Here is a 17224-nt window from a genome sequence, read left to right on the forward strand (position 1 = left end):
AATCCTGCCCCCGCAACCAAAATTTTAGTTTCTTGCTTGCGGTAGATATCAGCAAGAAGCGGTGAAGAAAAGGGATTTCCCGGTTCTCGCCAGAAATCAAGAGGTTACGAGTTTGCTTTGTTGTAAGGCAAGTTCGGTCGAGAAGCCCCTTTTTGGGGCTTTTTTGTATTTGTTGTTTGCGGGCATCGCCCCCACCGTACGGCCTGTGCGGTGAATGCAGTAAACGTTCGAATGGGCCTTGTGCCCATTTTTGTTTTTTGGGCTTCTGCATATTGCAGGGCTGGTTTTAGTGCGGATTAAAGCATGGCTTCCAAGCAAGAATTGTTAGAGCAAATGGTTTCACCTGTCGCTACTGCCTTAGGTTGCGAGTTGTGGGGGTTGGAATATTTGACGCAGGGGCGTTACACCACTGTGCGTATCTTTATCGATGGACCCAACGGTGTATCGCTGGATGATTGCGAGCGCGTCAGCCGTCAGGTGAGCGCTGTATTCGATGTAGAAGATCCGATTGATGGTGAATACACACTTGAAGTGTCATCCCCAGGTATGGATCGCCCGCTTTATAAAGAGTCGCAGTACGTGCGCTACCTTGGTGAAACTATCAGTGTGCGTTTGCGAATTGCGCGTGATGGTCGCCGTCGTTTTAAAGGCGTAATCACTAAAGTGGAAAATGGCGATGTGTTTTTGCAGGTGGATAACAAGGAAGTGCAATTGTCGATTGATGTTATCGATAAAGCGAATGTAGAGCCACGTTACGACGATTTGATGCGCGAGCATAATTTAACAGACAAAGATTAAATTCAGTGAGTGTTTGCAGTTTGTTGCGAGCATAGCTTGGTGGAAATAGTAAAACGGAAAACGTAATTATCTAGTGGGTCTAGCACTTCACTAGCTTGAGGAGTTAACAGAGGCAAACCAATGAACAAAGAAATTTTGCTGGTCGCTGATGCGGTATCCAACGAGAAAGGCGTCGATAAAGAATTAATTTTTCAAGCAATTGAAATTGCACTCGCTACGGCTACGAAAAAACGTTTTGATGAAGATTCATCAATCGACGTTATTATTAATCGCACCACCGGTGATTACGAAACCTACCGCAGTTGGGAATTGGTTGCCGATGATGTAATGGCGGAACTGGGAACCCAGCTTTACCTGGATGAAGCGCGCGATAAAGACGCATCATTGAAAGTGGGTGATACCTACCGCGAAAAAATTGAAAACGCGGAATTCGGTCGTATTGCTGCGCAAACCGCTAAACAAGTGATTGTGCAAAAGGTACGTGAAGCTGAGCGCGCGCAAATGGTCGATGAGTATCGCGACCGCATGGGTGATTTGATCAGTGGTACTGTGAAAAAAGTGACCCGCGATAGCATTATTGTTGATTTGGGTAATAATGCCGAAGGCGTGTTACCGCGTGACCAATTGATTGGACGTGAAATTTTCCGCATGGGCGATCGTATTCGCGCCCTGTTGTTGGAGGTGCGCACTGAAGCGCGCGGCCCACAGTTGTTGCTGAGCCGCTCGAATCCTCAAGTATTGGTAGAATTATTTAAAATTGAAGTGCCGGAAATTGCTGAAGAAGTGATTGAAATCAAAGGCGCTGCGCGCGACCCTGGTCTGCGTGCAAAAATCGCCGTCAAGACCAATGATGGCCGTATCGATCCAGTGGGTGCTTGTGTAGGTATGCGCGGTTCGCGTGTGCAAGCCGTATCCAATGAGTTGGGTGGCGAGCGTGTTGATATCGTGTTGTGGGATGATAATCCGGCGCAATTTGTTATCAACGCTATGTCACCTGCTGAAATCGAATCGATTGTGGTTGATGAAGACGCCGGTTCAATGGATCTGGCGGTAAACGAAGAAAATTTGGCGATGGCTATTGGTCGCGGTGGTCAAAATGTGCGTCTTGCATGTGAATTGACTGGCTGGAACATCAACGTCATGAGCATTGCTGAATGGCAATCAAAACAAGAAGCGGAATCTGGCAGTTACATCAATATGTTTATGAGTGCGCTGGATGTCGATGAAGATATTGCCGGCGTATTGGTAGAAGAAGGTTTCACTACGCTTGAAGAGGTTGCTTACGTTCCGCTGGAAGAAATGTTGGCAATTGACGGCTTTGATGAAGATGTCGCTGAAGAATTGCGCGCACGCGCGAAAGATGCGCTCTTGACGCAAGCCTTGGCAACGGAAGAGCGTCTCGAAGGTGTTGCGCCAGCAGAAGATTTGTTAAATATGGAAGGTATGGATGATACGTTGGCTGCAAATCTTGCGCGTCGCGGCATTGTCACCATGGAAGATTTGGCCGAGCAATCGATTGATGAATTGTTGGAAATTGAAGGTGTTGATGCGACTCGTGCCGCCGCACTGATTATGAAAGCGCGCGAGCCCTGGTTTGCCTGAGTGTGAGCCACTCTAGTGAGCGAAACCCTGTAGGCAACGAACAATCCCTGAGGAAAAACAATGGCAGAAGTAACCGTTAACGAACTCGCCAAATCAATAGGCGCACCGGTCGAGCGTTTGCTAAAGCAAATGAACGAAGCTGGTTTGCAGCACAAAAGCGCCGAGGCGAAAGTTTCTGACGATGAGAAACAGCGCTTGCTCAATTTCTTAAAGAGCAGTCATGGCGAAGCCGCGCTGGAACCTAAAAAAATCACTTTGCAACGCAAAACTACCACGACGATTAAAACCGGTACGGGTAATGCACGTAAAACGGTAAATGTTGAAGTGCGTAAAAAGCGCACCTACGTGAAACGTGAGGACGAAGTGGGCGAATCCGCCGTTGCAGAGCATGAGCCAGATTTCGAGCAGGAAATTGAAGTGACACCTGAGCCGGTAGTCGCCGAGGTGGTGCTTGCGCCCGAACCTGTTGTAGCTGCGGTGCCGGAAGTTGAATCAGTGGCAGATGAGGTTGTTGCAGATGCGCCGGCTGCTGAAGCCCACTCCCATCGCATCTCCTTTACCGATGGTATTGAAGAGAAGCGCCGTGCGGCAATTGAGCGCCGTCAAGCTGAAGAGGCTGCACGTTTAGCTGAAGTGAAAGCGCGCGATGATGCCAAGCGTGCCGCTGAAGAAGCGCGCCGCAATCCGGTACGCACGGAAAAACCAGCAGAGAAACCCGCTGCCCAGGCGCCGGCGAAAACGGCTCGTCCTGATGCACGCGGTCCTGCCAAAGGTAAGCCTGCGGTGGCAGTTATTGCTCCTCCAGCGGATAAAGAAGATACCAAGCATGGTGGCCACGGCCACAAGAAAAACCATAAGCGCGATGACGACGATACAGAAGATTCTGATCGCAACAAGCGCGGTGCAGGCAAGGCGGTTAAGAAAGGTGCACCGTCCAAAAAGAATCCAAAAATCGAACTGCTGGATTTTGTTGCTGAAGATGGTGAAGACAGTGATGTATTAGCTCGTCGCAGTCATTTGCGTGCAAGTCACAAAAAACACAACAAGCATGCGTTTAAAAAGCCGACCACTAAAATCGTCCATGAAGTGAATGTACCCGAGACGATTGCCGTATCAGAACTGGCACAGCGCCTCACTGTTAAAGTAGGAGAGGTGATCAAGCGCTTGATGAAGATGGGCGTAATGGCATCGATGAACGAATCTATCGATCAGGATACTGCGGTGTTGCTGGTTGAAGAGATGGGGCATCAGGCTGTATTGGTTAGCGAAAACGACATCGAACACGCACTGGAAAGATCGCTGGAAACTGAAGGTGATCTGGTACAGCGTGCACCGGTTGTTACCGTAATGGGTCACGTTGACCATGGTAAAACCTCATTGCTCGACTACATTCGCGAAGCCAAAGTCGCGGCGGGTGAAGCCGGTGGTATTACCCAGCATATCGGTGCTTACCGTGTATCGACTTCACGCGGTGAAATTACTTTCCTCGATACCCCCGGCCACGCCGCGTTTACCGCCATGCGTGCCCGTGGCGCCAAGGCAACTGACGTAGTGATTCTGGTAGTAGCAGCGGACGATGGTGTAATGCCGCAGACTGAAGAAGCAATTCTTCATGCCCGGGCAGCCAATGTGCCTATCGTTGTTGCCATCAACAAATGCGATAAGCCTTCTGCTGATCCGGATCGTGTAACCAATGAATTAGTAGTGAAGGGCGTTATCCCTGAAAACTACGGTGGCGATACCCAATTTATTCAGGTATCCGCCCATACTGGCCAAGGTATTGATGAACTGCTCGAAGCTATCTCGCTGCAAGCCGAAGTACTGGAATTGCATGCAGTTCCGAGTGCTGCGGCTAAAGGTGTGGTGATTGAAGCGCGCGTCGATAAAGGTCGCGGCACTGTTGCTACTATCCTTGTTCAGCAAGGTACTTTGAAGCAGGGCGATCTGATTCTTGCCGGTCAAAGCTATGGCCGTGTCCGTGCGATGAGCAACGAGCGCGGTCAGCAAGTGACTGAAGCCGGCCCATCTACTCCGGTTGAAATCTTGGGTCTGGATACCGCGCCAAGCGCTGGCGATGATTTTGTGGTGCTGACTGACGAGCGTAAAGCCCGTGAAGTTGCCCAGTTCCGTGCCGAGAAAGAGCGTAAAGAGAAACTTGCGCGCTTCCAAGCATCCAAGCTGGAGAATATGTTCTCCAATATGGAAGCGGGCCAGAAGAAAAATCTTACTGTGGTGGTTAAGGCCGATGTACGCGGTTCACTTGAAGCGATTATGGCGTCACTTAACGACATCGGTAACGATGAAGTGCAAGTGAACATTATCTCTTCCGGTATCGGCGGCATTACTGAAAATGATGTGAACCTGGCGATTACCTCCGGTGCCATTATTGTTGGCTTCAACGTGCGTGCCGACAGCACTACCCGTCGCATGGCGGAGTCTGAAGGTGTTGATATTCGCTACTACAGCATCATTTACCAATTGCTGGACGAAGTGAAAGCAGCGCTCAGCGGTATGCTTGATCCAGAGCGTGTTGAGACGATTGTTGGTATCGCCAACGTACGTGAAGTCTTCAACTCACCGAAGTTCGGCCAAGTTGCTGGTTGTATGGTGATTGAAGGTACCGTGTCGCGTAACAAGCCGATCCGTGTACTGCGCGACAACGTGGTGATCTTCACCGGCGAACTTGAATCCCTGCGTCGCTTCAAAGATGACGTGAGTGAAGTGCGCAACGGTTTTGAGTGTGGTATCGGCGTGAAGAACTACGACGTTAAAGTCGGCGATCAGATCGAAGTCTACGAAGTGAAAGAGGTGGCGCGCCAGCTCTAAGCCGGTCGCAACACCTGCGCCCCACCCCTGTCATGGGGGTGGGGCTTTGTTATTTTTGTCTGCCCGGTTCAGGGCAAACCAGAGGTTAGTGGCGCATGCCAAGAGAATTTACCCGTTCAGACCGCGTCTCCGATGCCATCCAGCGTTTGCTGGGGCAGGTGATCCCCAATGAAATCCGCGATCCGCGCATTGGTTTGGTCAACATCAATGAAGTCACCGTCACCCGCGATATGGCTTACGCCAAAGTCTATGTGACTTTTGTTGGCGTTGACGATGAAAAAGACAGTATTGCCGCCGCCTCGATCCTGAATAAGGCAAGCGGTTTCCTGCGTACTTTTTTAGCGAAAGAATTGAGCATGCGCACTGTGCCCAAACTGCAATTTATCTACGACAAAACCTCCGTTAAAGGCCAGCATCTATCGACCTTGATTGAGCGGGCGTTAAAAGAAGACAGTCTGCATCAGCACGACGACGAACCTTCCCCCGAAGATGATTCCAAGGGCGAGCAGCACTGATGGCGCGTAGAAAAGGCCGTCCTATTGACGGTGTATTGTTGCTGCACAAACCCGCCGGTATGACTTCCAATCAAGCGCTGCAACGCGCCAAGAGGTTGTTTTTTGTGGAAAAAGCTGGCCATACCGGCGCGCTTGATCCTTTGGCAACCGGTGTATTGCCGCTGTGTTTTGGCGAAGCGACCAAATTCTCGCAATTTTTGCTCGATGCCGACAAAGGCTATCGCACCTGTATTCGCTTGGGTGCGACTACCGATACCTGCGATGCCGATGGTGAAATCCTCGAACAAAAATCCGCTGCCGGTATCACGCTCGCGCAAGTCGAAGCGGCGCTCAAGCCATTGATTGGCGATATCTTGCAAGTCCCGCCCATGTATTCTGCGTTGAAACTCAACGGCCAGCCGCTTTATAAAATGGCGCGTCAAGGCGTTGAAGTGGAGCGCGCACCGCGTCCGGTGACGATTCACAGTATCGATATTCTTGCGTTTCGTGCGGGTGATGAGGCCGAGGTTGAGTTGGATATCCGCTGCACCAAGGGCACATATATCCGCTCAATTGCAGTGGATCTTGGTGTGGCTTTAGGTTGCGGCGGTCATGTCAAAACCCTGCATCGCTCCCACGCCGGTCTGTTTAATGAAAACCAGTGCATTACGCTGGAAGAGTTGCAGTCGCGTTTTGATGAACGACAGGCAGCGGCGGGGGACGAAGCGGGCTATTCTGCATTGGATTCCTACCTGCTCAGCGCTGATGCGCCAGTGGCCAGTCTGCCGGCGGTAGACTTGCCCGCCAACAGCGCCCATTACTTCCGTTTGGGCAACCCAGTGATGGTGTCCAAGGTCTATCGATTTGGCGAGCAAGGTGCTATTGTGCGCGTCTTTTGTGCAGAAACCGAACAATCGCCCCGCGCGTTTCTCGGCTTGGGCAGTATCACCGATGAAGGTGGCGTAGCCCCTAAACGAATTTTGGCGAACCGCTCCTCTAACGAACAGTAAGAGGTGAGCGATAAGCCGCAAGAATTTACCCGTAAGCTATGCTTGCCTGGGTAAAAAGCCGCGGATGACATCCATTGTTCTTCAAGGACTGGATAATCACCGCAACAACCCACCTGTAAATATGCACGGGCGGGCTGTAATTGAATCGCATATTAATTGAGGAAAACATCATGGCACTGAGTGCTTCTGAAAAAGCTGCAATCGTTAACGAATACAAACAAGCAGAAGGCGACACTGGCTCGCCCGAAGTCCAAGTAGCGTTGTTGACTGTTAACATCAACAAACTGCAAGGCCACTTCGCTGACCACAAGGCAGATCACCATTCACGTCGCGGCCTGATCCGTATGGTAAACGCGCGTCGTAAATTGTTGGACTACCTGAAAGGTAAAGACTCTTCTCGTTACGTTGCTCTGATTCAAAAATTAGGTCTGCGCCGTTAAGTTTGTCCAGTGCCCGCTCTGCGGGCACTTTTATTTTGTAATGCTGTTGTTTGAATCTAACAAGCAATTATGGAATTGCGCTGATGAGAGTAAAAATTGGCGCTCGGGCAGGAAGCACAGTTCGTACTGATTTTTTATTGATATGAATGAAAAGAGCAAACTTAAATAGACGCGTAACAATTAACGCAATTGATTTTTAGTGAATATAAAGGATAAAAGAGTGAATCCGATTATTAAGAAGTTCCAATACGGCAATCAAACCGTAACCCTCGAAACTGGCCGCATTGCCCGTCAGGCAACCGGTGCAGTACTGGTAACTATGGGTGAAGTATCTGTGCTCTGTACTGTTGTAGGTGCCAAGCAGGCATCACCAGGCCAGGATTTCTTCCCACTGTCTGTGCACTACCAAGAAAAAAGTTATGCCGCTGGCCGTATCCCCGGTGGTTATTTGAAGCGTGAAGGCCGTCCTTCAGAAAAAGAAACCCTGACCTCGCGTTTGATTGATCGTCCAATTCGTCCACTGTTCCCGGAAGGTTTCCTCAACGAAGTGCAAGTTGTTTGTACCGTTGTATCAACTGACAAACAATACGATCCCGATATCGTTGCCATGATTGGCACGTCTGCAGCATTGGCTGTTTCAGGTATCCCTTTCAATGGTCCTATCGGTGGCGCTCGTGTTGCCTACACCCAGGAAGAAGGTTACATCCTCAACCCAAGCTTCAAACAACTTGAAACCTCCGAGTTGGACATGGTCGTTGCCGGTACTAAAGATGCCGTGTTGATGGTGGAATCTGAAGCGAAAGAATTGCCTGAAGACATTATGCTCGGCGCAGTACTTTATGCTCATCAGGAACTGCAAGCGGTTGTCCAAGCTTGTGCTGAATTGGCACGCGATGCGGGCAAACCGCGTTGGGATTGGCAACCAGTTGCTGCAAAAACCGCGCTGACTGATGCATTGGTAAAAGACTTTGGCGATTCAATCGGCATGGCTTATCGCATCACCGATAAAGCAAAACGTTACGACCGTTTGGGCGAGTTGCGCAATCAAGCTGTTGCTGAATTGGCGACTGAAGCTACCGGTTTCTCTAGCGATGAAGTGAAAGCTGAATTCGGCATGGTTGAATACCGTTTGGTGCGTTCGCGCATCGTAGCGGGTGAGCCGCGTATCGATGGCCGCGACAACAAAACCGTACGTCCAATTCAAGTTGAAGTTGGCGTGTTGGGCAAAGCGCACGGTTCTGCATTGTTCACCCGTGGTGAGACTCAAGCGCTGGTAGTAGCGACTCTGGGTAACGCGCGCGATGCACAAATTATCGATTTCCTCGAAGGCTCTAAAAAAGACGCATTCATGCTGCACTACAACTTCCCACCGTTCTCGGTAGGTGAGTGTGGTCGTATGGGTGCCACTGGCCGTCGCGAAATCGGCCACGGCCGTCTGGCGCGTCGCGGTGTTACTGCCGTGTTGCCAAAAGAATCTGATTTCCCATACACCCTGCGTGTAGTGAGCGAAATTACTGAATCTAATGGTTCAAGTTCAATGGCTTCTGTATGTGGCGCGAGCCTGGCGTTGATGGATGCCGGTGTTCCACTCAAATCACCTGTTGCGGGTATCGCAATGGGCTTGGTAAAAGAAGCTAACGGCTTTGCCGTATTGACCGACATCCTCGGCGACGAAGATCACCTCGGCGATATGGACTTTAAAGTAGCTGGTACCACCAGCGGTGTAACTGCACTGCAAATGGATATCAAAATCGAAGGTATCACTGAAGAGATTATGGAAATCGCACTGGAGCAAGCTCTGGCTGCGCGTTTACACATTCTTGCCGAGATGAACAAAGTGCTCGCCAAATCACGCTCAGTGGTTAGCGAAAACGCACCGCGTTTTGAAACCATCAAAATTCATCCGGACAAGATCCGCGATATCATCGGTAAAGGTGGCGCGACTATTCGTGCAATCACCGAAGAGACTCAATCATCTATCGATATCGATGATGACGGCACCGTTAAAATTTACGCCGACAACAACGACGCATTGCAAGCAGCGATCCTGCGCGTAATGGGTATTGTTGCCGAAGCGGAAATCGGTGCAATCTACGAAGGCACTGTAGTGCGCATCGTAGACTTCGGCGCATTCGTCAACTTCCTGCCGGGCAAAGACGGCTTGGTTCACATCTCTCAAATCGCCGACGAGCGCGTAAACAGCGTGAGCGATTATTTGAAAGAAGGCCAAGTAGTAAAAGTAAAATGCCTCGACGTAGACCAACGCGGCCGCATCAAACTCTCAATCAAAGAAGCTTTGGCTGAAGAGTCAGGTGCAGCACCAGCGGAAACTACAGAAGAGTAATTTTTCTCCGCGCTGAACTAAAAACGCCCGCTTCGAAAGATGCGGGCGTTTTTTTATAACATTTTTTCAATTGCTAGTTTGCATAATATTTAATTGTTAATATGCGCGCCAGATTTAAACCTCTCCAATCATCACAACAGGGATCCTTATGAAATTGCGAGTTAAGCTTTTATTTGCGTTTGGTTGCAGTTTTTTTATTGGATCAGTGCTCTCATCAGCGAGTTACGCCCTCATAATTGATACTAGCGTCAGTGCTTATGTATCTCATCAAGTTAATGATCATAGTGCGCAGTATTATGTTAATCAGTCATCCATTGAGCTCACTAACGGTTATCCCAGCGACATAGGTACTGGCACTGATGATGCCGGTGGTGGAGTTAATAGCCGCATCATTGCTGATAATGCAGGCAGCAATTTTATAGTATCCAGTGCGCGCAATGGATGGATTGAAAGTTATCTAGATGCACCTGAAAATAGTGGTGATGCTTTTCAAGCATATTCGTTTCGAAATAAAACAGAGGTTACTCGCAAAGCGCTCATTACCAATGATTCCAGTGATGATGTGGAACTCACTTTTGATTACTTGATCAATGGGGGCGGCATGGATTACTACGTTCCAGATCTTTTGCCAGAGGAGTATTTGTCGCTGCTTTATTCGATAGACATTGTTTTAAATGGTCAGTCGATTTGGTTCAGTGGTGGGGGTGTGTTAACCGGCGAGCGTTTTACAGCGCCAGGTGTTACTGAATTTATTCCGGTAATAGGAAGTATTGATCTTAACGGTTCTGAAAGCTCTTGGTCGCATTACAGTGGAGTAAGCTACGATACGAAAATGAATTATTGGAGTTATTCATGGGATGAGATCGCTGACACAATTGATTTAGGCGTTGTGAAGGCGGGGGAAACAATCGAGCTAGAGTACAGATATATGACTAGGGTGTCTGGAAATATTGAGCAATGCACCCCGGTGCGAGATTCCGAGATTCCAATTGTAGGTTGTTTTGATAGCGTTGCATCGTCAAAAATTGGCCACGGTATTTGGGGGGGAGATAATCCGACGTTGCTGGATCACTCAACAATAAAAGCACATGTCGTCGATGAACCTGCAAGTACGTATCTTTTGCTTGCAGGTTTGTTTGGAATTTTTATGTCAACACGTAAGAGATATTCTCCCGATAAAAAATTCCAAAAAAAATGTGTGTAATGATATTTGCACCAAATCTATGGGCCATGTTGGCAAGCAAAAAAGTTCCAGCTACATTGGGGCTTTTTTGCTTTTAAGTGTGACCTATTTTTACCTTAAAAAATCACTCAAACAACCGCGCATAATCCTTCGTCACCGCTTCATAACATTCACAAGCAACTGCTTCCAATCCTGCGCGATCTAAGATGCTGATTTTCCCGCGAGTGTATTGAATTAATTTTCGCTCTTGCAATACGCCGGCGGCGACAGTGATTCCGCTGCGGCGGACGCCGAGCATGTTGGCGAGAAATTCTTGGGTGAGATGAAAATAATCGGCGTGCGCACGGTCGTGTGTCATTAATAGCCAGCGAGCCAAGCGTGGTTCGATTGCGTGAAAATGTGCGCAGGCGGCGGTTTGGGCGAGTTGTGCCATCAATACATACAGGTAACGATTGAAGGTGCTGGTGAGTGCAGCATTGTTTTGTAAATCTTGCTGTAATTGTTCAGCTGTCATACGCAGCGCAGTGCCCGAGCCTTGCACCATTGCGCGCATGGGGGCGCTATTTATTCCGAGTGCGACTGTTGCGCCGAGCATACCCTCATTACCAATCAAACCCATTTCAAGTGGTTGATGGTCACGCAGTGTGGTGACCAGAGTAATAAAGCTGGTCAACGGAAAATAAACGTAGCGAAACGGTTGGTCGGGTTCGCACAGCACTGTGCCGGAGCTTAGTTCTACCTGTTCGCAGCTGTGCAGAATTTGTTGGCGCGCCTCAGGTGATAAACTTTCAATAAGGCGATTAACCACGGGGGCGGTAGTGAGGCTTGGCATCGAGCGTCCTGTAACAAAAGAGGCTCGTGGTCAGTGGAATAGGGCACCACAAGTCTTGGTGTCAAAGTCTACTGGATGGTTTTTTCCTTGTCTGTCCGCTACAGGGCATAGGGGGATAATTGTTGTTTGGCATGATCGGGAAGCGCTTTCGCTTGAGGTGCACTAAGCGTGAGCGAATCAATCTGCGGGCGAAAAAAATCCCCGCTGTTTTGCGGGGATTGTGTGGGGCTGTGCGATTTAATTCCACGCCATAAACGGGTTTAACACGCGGTACCAGCCAGTAAATTTCAGTGGTGCATTTAACACCGTCAAACAAATACAATCTTCATTTTGCAGTGCGGTAGGGCTGTGTTTGTGGCTTGCATCGCGCGCGATAAAATCGCCTTCATGATACACACCCAACTCGTCAGAGTATCCACCGCTCAGAATAACTGTGTACTCAAAACCTTTGTGCGTATGCTTGGGGACTTTTGCACCGGCGCTGATTTTCTGCAGTGCAACCTGGAAGCCTTTCACGTTGACCAGCGAAGTCAAATCAAACTTGCTGATTTCTTTCGTTTGGCGTTGCCAGGGTAAATCCGCTAGCGATGTGGGCAAGTAGCGCAACAGCGGGTTGGTGAAATGCTGAATCGCTCTATCGTTCGGCGTTGGTTCCATTTTCACTTTTACGGGCGCGCTGTGGTCATGCGGTTCCAGTGATGACATCAGGGTTTCAAATGCGTCATCATCGGTGCTGGCTGGCTTGATGGTTTCCAGTAGCGCGCCACCTAAATGGTTTAAGTTTTTCACATGCTGGCGGCAGTCGTGACAAAAACACAAATGCATCGCTACCGCGAGTGATTCCGGAATACTGCAGCTTCCCGCTGCGTAATTCATTAAGGTCATATCATCAGGATGATAGGCACTCATATTTCTTTAGCCTCAAACATAACACGTAATTTTTGCAGCGAAAGACGCAAGCGCCCCTTCACCGTACCCAAAGGAATGTTCAACTCCTCTGCCACTTCCTCGTGGGTTTTACCTTCGTAGTAGACTTTGCGCAGGGCGATCATTTGCTCTTCGGGCAATTTATCGATGGCGGCTTTTACAAATTTTTCGGTCGATAAATTCTGGATTGAGCAGATGGTGGTGTCCTCCGTGGGAATCTGCCACAGGTCCTCAGTCTCAATCACAATCTCAGCGCGGGTACGATTTAGTTTGCGCAAAATATCGATGCGCTGGTTGCGCGTAATCGTAAAGATCCAAGTCGATACCGACGCAAGTGACTCGGAGTATTTATCCGCGTTGCGCCACACGCTGGTCATTACTTCTTGCACCAATACTTCGGCGTGCTGGCTGAAGCCCTGGTTGATTGCGTAGGCTTTGATACGCGGCGCAAAGTGTTGGTAAATCGCGCGGAATGCCGCTTTATCGTCGTTCTCGGCTACACGTGCCAGCAGCGCCCCCCAATCGGGCGCATCGTTTGCGGCGGTAGAGTCATTCATTGACACGGCCTTTTTAGTCGTCATGTGAAGTCTCATTATCGCTTACCAGTAGTTTTTAGATAGCCCATACGCCACTGATACGCAGGGTTATTTAGTGCAGATCATTCCAGCCAATGTATTCCCTCTATTTTGCCAAGCAGTGCTGATTTTCATTGCCTGGTGCATTTTTTTTGCTCCGTTTTTTGATCCCTGAAAAAAGTCGCGGCGTAATCCACCCTGCTAATACCGACCCGACACGACGGGTTTTACCTTTTATCTAACATTAATGACATGTTGATTCGGTCAACAAGAGGGTAAGGAAATGAAGCTAATCAGAGGTATTTTTCTCGCATTGCTAAGTCTCGTGCTAGTCGCTTGCGGCAGCGATGACGATAAAGAGAAAGTGAGTGTATCCATCAGCCCCATGACGGCAACGATCAAAGCCGGGACTACCCAAACATTTACGGCCAGTATTACCGGCAGTAAAAACACCGCCGTTACCTGGAAAGTTGATGAGGCCAATGGCGGCACTGTAACGGCGGCCGGCTTGTACACAGCACCGCTCACCGCCGGTACTTATCACGTAACGGCGACTAGTTCAGCCGATACCAAAAAGAGCGCGACAGCAACGGTCACAGTAACGCCGCTCGATAAAACCATGGTGCGTGTTTTCCATGCGTCACCCGATGCTCCCAAGGTGAATCTTTGGGTGAATGATGCAGTGGTCGCTTCAGGTTTGGATTATCAAAAATCGACTGGTTACCTCACTTTGGACGAAGGCACCTACAAAGTAGCAGTGGAGGGTGTTATCCCTGGCGGCAATGCAACAGTGATCGGCCCAGTCAATCTGCCTCTGGCTGGCAAAACTGACTACGACGTTATCGCCGTGAACAGCGTCGCTAGCATTGAGCCGCTGGTTATCAGCGATACCGGCAGCTTGAGCGATAACACCAAAGTGCGTGTGCGTGTAGCGCATCTGGCAGCTGCTGCACCTGCGGTGAAAGTATTTGTAACGGCGCCCGGGGCAGATCTCGCAGCGTCAACTGCATTGGGCAGCTTTGCGTTTAAAGAGACTTTGGGCGCGGTAGAAGTTGCTGCGGGCGATTACCAAATCCGCGTAACCCTTGCCGATAACACTGTGGTATTTGATTCCGGTACCGTGAATCTCGCCGCTGGTAAAGACTTGTTGGTGGGTGCTGTGCCGAATGTCGGTACAGGGTCATCGCCTATCAGCCTCGCTGTGTTGGACGGTAATGCGGTCGCCATTATTAGCGATAAAAATGCCGGTGCAGATTTGCGTGTAGTGCACAACTCGGCCGATGCTCCTGCGGTAGATGTGACTGCTAACAATGGTGCAACGCCTGCGATTGCCAATCTCGCGTTCCCTGATGCGACTGGCTACCTGAATCTGCCCGGGGCGACCTATAACTTCAAAGTCACCCCTAATGCGGCGACTATGCCGGTAGTGATCAATGCCGATGTGCCGCTGATGAATGGCGCTGCTTACACCCTGATTGCTTTGGGCTCCTTGTCCACTATCGAACCGCTACTGTTGACCGACGACAACCGCTCAGTCGCCACCGAAGCAAAAGTGCGTTTGGTGCACGGCTCGACCCTTGCCGGTAATGTAGATATTTATGTAACCGCACCCGGTGCTGGCATTGCAACGGCGACCCCTGCGTTTAGCAACATCCCATTCAAAGCCAGCACTGGTTATGTGAGCCTTGCTGCGGGCGATTACGATGTGATTATCGCCCCGACCGGCACCAAAACCGAGGCGATTAAAGTCGGCGTTGCGCTGGAGGCTGGTGGTGTTTACACCGCAATTGCGCGCGATGGTGCTGGCTTGACCGCTGCGCTGGGCGTGATCGGTTTGGACGGCTTGGCCCCCAACAAAACCCATGTGCGTGTATTCCATGCATCTGCCGATGCCCCCAAAGTGAATTTGTGGGTGGATGGTGCGGTGGCTGCGTCAGGTCTGGATTACCAAAAATCGACCGGTTATCTGGAACTGGATGCTGATACTTACAATGTTGCAGTTGAAGGTGTTATTCCTGGCGGCAATGCGGTGGTAATCGGCCCGGTTGATTTGGAGTTGGAGCGCAATACTCGCTACGACGTCATTGCGGTCAATTCAGTTGCCAATATCGAACCCTTGATCCTGAGCGACATGGGCAAGCTCGCTAATGCCAACAACGTGCGCGTGCGTGTTGCACACTTGGCTGCCGCTGCGCCAGAGGTGAAAGTGCATGTGACAGCGCCTGGCGATGCCATCTCAGACGCAACTTCTGTCGGTAGTTTCTCATTCAAAGAAACACTCGGCCCATTGGAAGTACCTGCGGGAACCTATCGCATTCGCGTCACCCTGCTCAACAACACAGTCGTGTTTGATTCAGGCTCAGTTGCCCTCACCAGCGGTAAAGACTTGCTGATCGGTGCGGTGCCCAATGTCGGTACAGGTTCATCACCTATTCAACTGGTGGTGTTGGATGGTGCCAATGTGGCGGTGCTGAGCGATGCAGCAGCAGGTGCGAATTTGCGTGTAGTGCATGCGTCGGCCAATGCACCGGCGGTTGATGTGTTGGCAAACAATGGCGTGACTCCGGCAATCAGCAATCTTGCCTTCCCGGCGTTCACTAATTACCTGAATCTGCCTGCGGCGACCTATAATTTCAAAGTGGTACCAACCGGTGTAACAACGCCAGTGGTAATCAATGCCGACGTGCCTCTCGCTAATGGTATGGAGTACAGCTTGCTGGCTGTGGGTGCTCTCGCGAATATCGAGCCGCTGCTGCTGACCGATAACAATCGCAAAGTGGCAACTGAAGCGAAAGTGCGCCTGGTGCATGCGTCAACACTCGCGGGCAACGTGGACATCTATGTGGTTGCTGCAGGTTCTTCCATCGCCAACGCCATGCCTGCGTTTGCCAATGTTCCGTTTAAAGCAGATACCGGGTATGTTTCATTGGCTGCCGGTAGCTACGATGTGATCATTGCGCCCACCGGCACCAAAACCGAGGCGATCAAAGCCACGCTCACCTTTGCCAACGCGATGGTGTATACCGCAGTCGCGCGCGACGGTGCAGGCTTGAGCAGCCCATTAGGTGTGATTGGCTTGGACGCACTTGCCCCCTGATTATTAACCATTCACTGATGCTTATGAAAAATACCCGGATTCGTCCGGGTATTTTTTTGCCTGAAATTTATGGCGGTATCTGCAAAAGTTTCCCGTCTGCACTTGTCAGGATTGGATTCGTGTATTAGTGTAGTAATACACATTGATTTGTGTGATGTCCCCTTAATCCATCACCTAATAAACAGCCAACCAAGGAGTGAGCCATGAAATCCTGTTTTAGATTAATTACCGGTTTGTTAGTGTTTGTCAGCATTTCTGCCAGCGCAGAAACCAGTCTTTACGAAATCACCAAAGGCGCTCAAAAAATTTATCTCGGCGGCACTATTCACGTGTTGCGCAATAGCGATTATCCGCTTCCGCCCGAATTTGAGCAGGCTTACGAAAATGCAAAAATTCTGGTGCTCGAAACCGATATGAAAAAAGCCAGCTCGCCTGAATTTGGTCAGCAAATGGCACAGGCATTTATGTACAGCGACGGAAAAAATTTATCCCAGGATTTGCAGCCGAAACTCTGGAAAGAGTTGCAGGCCTTTGCCGATGAACGTCAATTCCCGCTCGGGCAAATGAGCATGTTTAAAGCGATGTTTGTGAGCCTTAGTTTGTCGATAGCAGAAATGCAGCGCCAGGGATTTGGTGTGGGGCAGGGCGTGGACGCCTATTTTTATCAGAAGGCAATTGTCAGTGGAAAAACCGTACAGGAATTGGAAACAACTGGTGAAGTGTTAACGCACTTAACAATGCTCGCCGATGTAGATGCCAATCTCATCATTAAAGCCACGCTGCGCGATTTGCACAGAATGGATGGCATGTTGGAAAAATCCGTCGGCTATTGGCGTGCAGGTGAATTGGAAAAGTTAGATAAAGAAATGGCGGCGGATATGCGCAAAGAAACGCCGGAAATTTACCAACAATTATTGGTTGTGCGCAATCAAGCATGGCTACCCAAAATTGAGCAGATGTTTGCATCGCCCGAGGTAGAATTGGTGTTAGTGGGCAGTTTGCACCTCAGCAGCAAGGACGGTTTACTCGCGCAGCTAAAAAAGCGCGGCTATCAGGTAAAACCTTATCTCATCACACAACCCTAATTGGATAAAAG

General features: G+C 49.8%; 14 protein-coding genes and 1 tRNA gene (1 of these 15 running past the window's edge). 11 read left to right on the forward strand and 4 right to left on the reverse strand.

The annotated features are described in order from the left end of the window. Positions 1–19 (forward strand) — tRNA-Met (locus B4E62_RS17770); it begins 53 nt to the left of the window's first position. Here B4E62_RS17770 and B4E62_RS17775 read toward each other — a convergent pair. Then, on the reverse strand, positions 1–271 hold a 271-nt coding region (locus B4E62_RS17775; protein ID WP_331352996.1), incomplete at its 3' end, for a hypothetical protein. The genes B4E62_RS17770 and B4E62_RS17775 overlap by 19 nt on opposite strands. A gap of 32 nt (positions 272–303) precedes the next feature. On the opposite strand from B4E62_RS17775, the gene rimP reads away from it, so the two are divergent. The 8 genes from rimP (at position 304) to B4E62_RS17815 (ending at position 10718) form a co-directional block, all read left to right on the forward strand. Further along, the gene (rimP, locus tag B4E62_RS17780; protein WP_310067448.1) at positions 304–798 is read left to right on the forward strand and encodes a ribosome maturation factor RimP; all 495 of its coding nucleotides are present in this window, start codon (positions 304–306) and stop codon (positions 796–798) included. Between the two features lie 120 nt (positions 799–918). Then, positions 919–2400: a transcription termination factor NusA gene (gene nusA / locus B4E62_RS17785; protein WP_331352997.1), complete on the forward strand. Its 1482-nt coding sequence runs from the start codon at positions 919–921 to the stop codon at positions 2398–2400. A gap of 60 nt (positions 2401–2460) precedes the next feature. Next, positions 2461–5226 (forward strand): translation initiation factor IF-2, encoded by a 2766-nt coding sequence (infB, locus tag B4E62_RS17790; RefSeq protein ID WP_331352998.1) that lies wholly within the window; start codon positions 2461–2463, stop codon positions 5224–5226. 95 nt (positions 5227–5321) lie between these two features. Beyond that, entirely contained in the window at positions 5322–5741 is a 420-nt protein-coding gene (gene rbfA / locus B4E62_RS17795) for a 30S ribosome-binding factor RbfA (RefSeq protein ID WP_310067442.1), read from the forward strand. Next, positions 5741–6730 (forward strand): tRNA pseudouridine(55) synthase TruB, encoded by a 990-nt coding sequence (gene truB / locus B4E62_RS17800; RefSeq protein WP_331352999.1) that lies wholly within the window; start codon positions 5741–5743, stop codon positions 6728–6730. Before rbfA ends, truB begins: the two co-directional genes overlap by 1 nt. A 170-nt stretch (positions 6731–6900) precedes the next feature. After that, positions 6901–7170 carry a 30S ribosomal protein S15 gene (gene rpsO / locus B4E62_RS17805; protein ID WP_310067437.1) on the forward strand — a complete coding sequence of 90 codons (270 nt, stop codon included), beginning with the start codon at positions 6901–6903 and terminating at the stop codon, positions 7168–7170. A gap of 220 nt (positions 7171–7390) precedes the next feature. Beyond that, positions 7391–9514, forward strand: coding sequence for a polyribonucleotide nucleotidyltransferase (gene pnp, locus B4E62_RS17810; protein ID WP_331353000.1), 2124 nt, complete (start codon positions 7391–7393; stop codon positions 9512–9514). A 148-nt stretch (positions 9515–9662) separates the two neighbouring features. Next, positions 9663–10718, forward strand: a complete 1056-nt coding sequence (locus tag B4E62_RS17815) for a hypothetical protein (RefSeq protein ID WP_331353001.1) — start codon at positions 9663–9665, stop codon at positions 10716–10718. Positions 10719–10821: 103 nt separating this feature from the next. Here B4E62_RS17815 and B4E62_RS17820 read toward each other — a convergent pair whose 3' ends face one another. From B4E62_RS17820 to B4E62_RS17830, 3 genes are all read right to left on the reverse strand, one after another. Continuing rightward, positions 10822–11529, reverse strand: a complete 708-nt coding sequence (locus B4E62_RS17820; RefSeq protein WP_310067435.1) for a Crp/Fnr family transcriptional regulator — start codon at positions 11527–11529, stop codon at positions 10822–10824. 237 nt (positions 11530–11766) lie between these two features. After that, a complete protein-coding gene (locus B4E62_RS17825) occupies positions 11767–12438 on the reverse strand; it encodes a ChrR family anti-sigma-E factor (RefSeq protein WP_331353002.1) in 672 nt (223 codons plus the stop codon). Continuing rightward, positions 12435–13037, reverse strand: a complete 603-nt coding sequence (locus B4E62_RS17830) for a sigma-70 family RNA polymerase sigma factor (protein ID WP_310067430.1) — start codon at positions 13035–13037, stop codon at positions 12435–12437. The genes B4E62_RS17825 and B4E62_RS17830 overlap by 4 nt, the downstream gene beginning before the upstream one ends. Positions 13038–13314: 277 nt before the next feature. Here B4E62_RS17830 and B4E62_RS17835 point away from each other — a divergent pair, with 277 nt between their 5' ends. Both B4E62_RS17835 and B4E62_RS17840 read left to right on the forward strand, forming a co-directional pair. Next, positions 13315–16128 carry a DUF4397 domain-containing protein gene (locus tag B4E62_RS17835; protein ID WP_331353003.1) on the forward strand — a complete coding sequence of 938 codons (2814 nt, stop codon included), beginning with the start codon at positions 13315–13317 and terminating at the stop codon, positions 16126–16128. A 203-nt stretch (positions 16129–16331) separates the two neighbouring features. Beyond that, a complete protein-coding gene (locus B4E62_RS17840) occupies positions 16332–17213 on the forward strand; it encodes a TraB/GumN family protein (RefSeq protein WP_331353004.1) in 882 nt (293 codons plus the stop codon). Positions 17214–17224 lie beyond the last annotated feature (11 nt).

The organism is Cellvibrio sp. UBA7671, from assembly GCA_002483145.1.
Lineage (GTDB): Bacteria > Pseudomonadota > Gammaproteobacteria > Pseudomonadales > Cellvibrionaceae > Cellvibrio > Cellvibrio fibrivorans.

Coding starts and splice junctions, on each gene's coding strand:
- nusA (WP_331352997.1), top strand. CDS start 919: ATGAACAAAGAAATTTTGCTGGTCGCTGATGCGGTATCCAACGAGAAA.
- B4E62_RS17835 (WP_331353003.1), top strand. CDS start 13,315: ATGAAGCTAATCAGAGGTATTTTTCTCGCATTGCTAAGTCTCGTGCTA.
- rpsO (WP_310067437.1), top strand. CDS start 6,901: ATGGCACTGAGTGCTTCTGAAAAAGCTGCAATCGTTAACGAATACAAA.
- rbfA (WP_310067442.1), top strand. CDS start 5,322: ATGCCAAGAGAATTTACCCGTTCAGACCGCGTCTCCGATGCCATCCAG.
- infB (WP_331352998.1), top strand. CDS start 2,461: ATGGCAGAAGTAACCGTTAACGAACTCGCCAAATCAATAGGCGCACCG.
- truB (WP_331352999.1), top strand. CDS start 5,741: ATGGCGCGTAGAAAAGGCCGTCCTATTGACGGTGTATTGTTGCTGCAC.
- B4E62_RS17820 (WP_310067435.1), bottom strand. CDS start 11,529: ATGCCAAGCCTCACTACCGCCCCCGTGGTTAATCGCCTTATTGAAAGT.
- B4E62_RS17840 (WP_331353004.1), top strand. CDS start 16,332: ATGAAATCCTGTTTTAGATTAATTACCGGTTTGTTAGTGTTTGTCAGC.
- B4E62_RS17815 (WP_331353001.1), top strand. CDS start 9,663: ATGAAATTGCGAGTTAAGCTTTTATTTGCGTTTGGTTGCAGTTTTTTT.
- B4E62_RS17825 (WP_331353002.1), bottom strand. CDS start 12,438: ATGAGTGCCTATCATCCTGATGATATGACCTTAATGAATTACGCAGCG.
- rimP (WP_310067448.1), top strand. CDS start 304: ATGGCTTCCAAGCAAGAATTGTTAGAGCAAATGGTTTCACCTGTCGCT.
- B4E62_RS17830 (WP_310067430.1), bottom strand. CDS start 13,037: ATGACGACTAAAAAGGCCGTGTCAATGAATGACTCTACCGCCGCAAAC.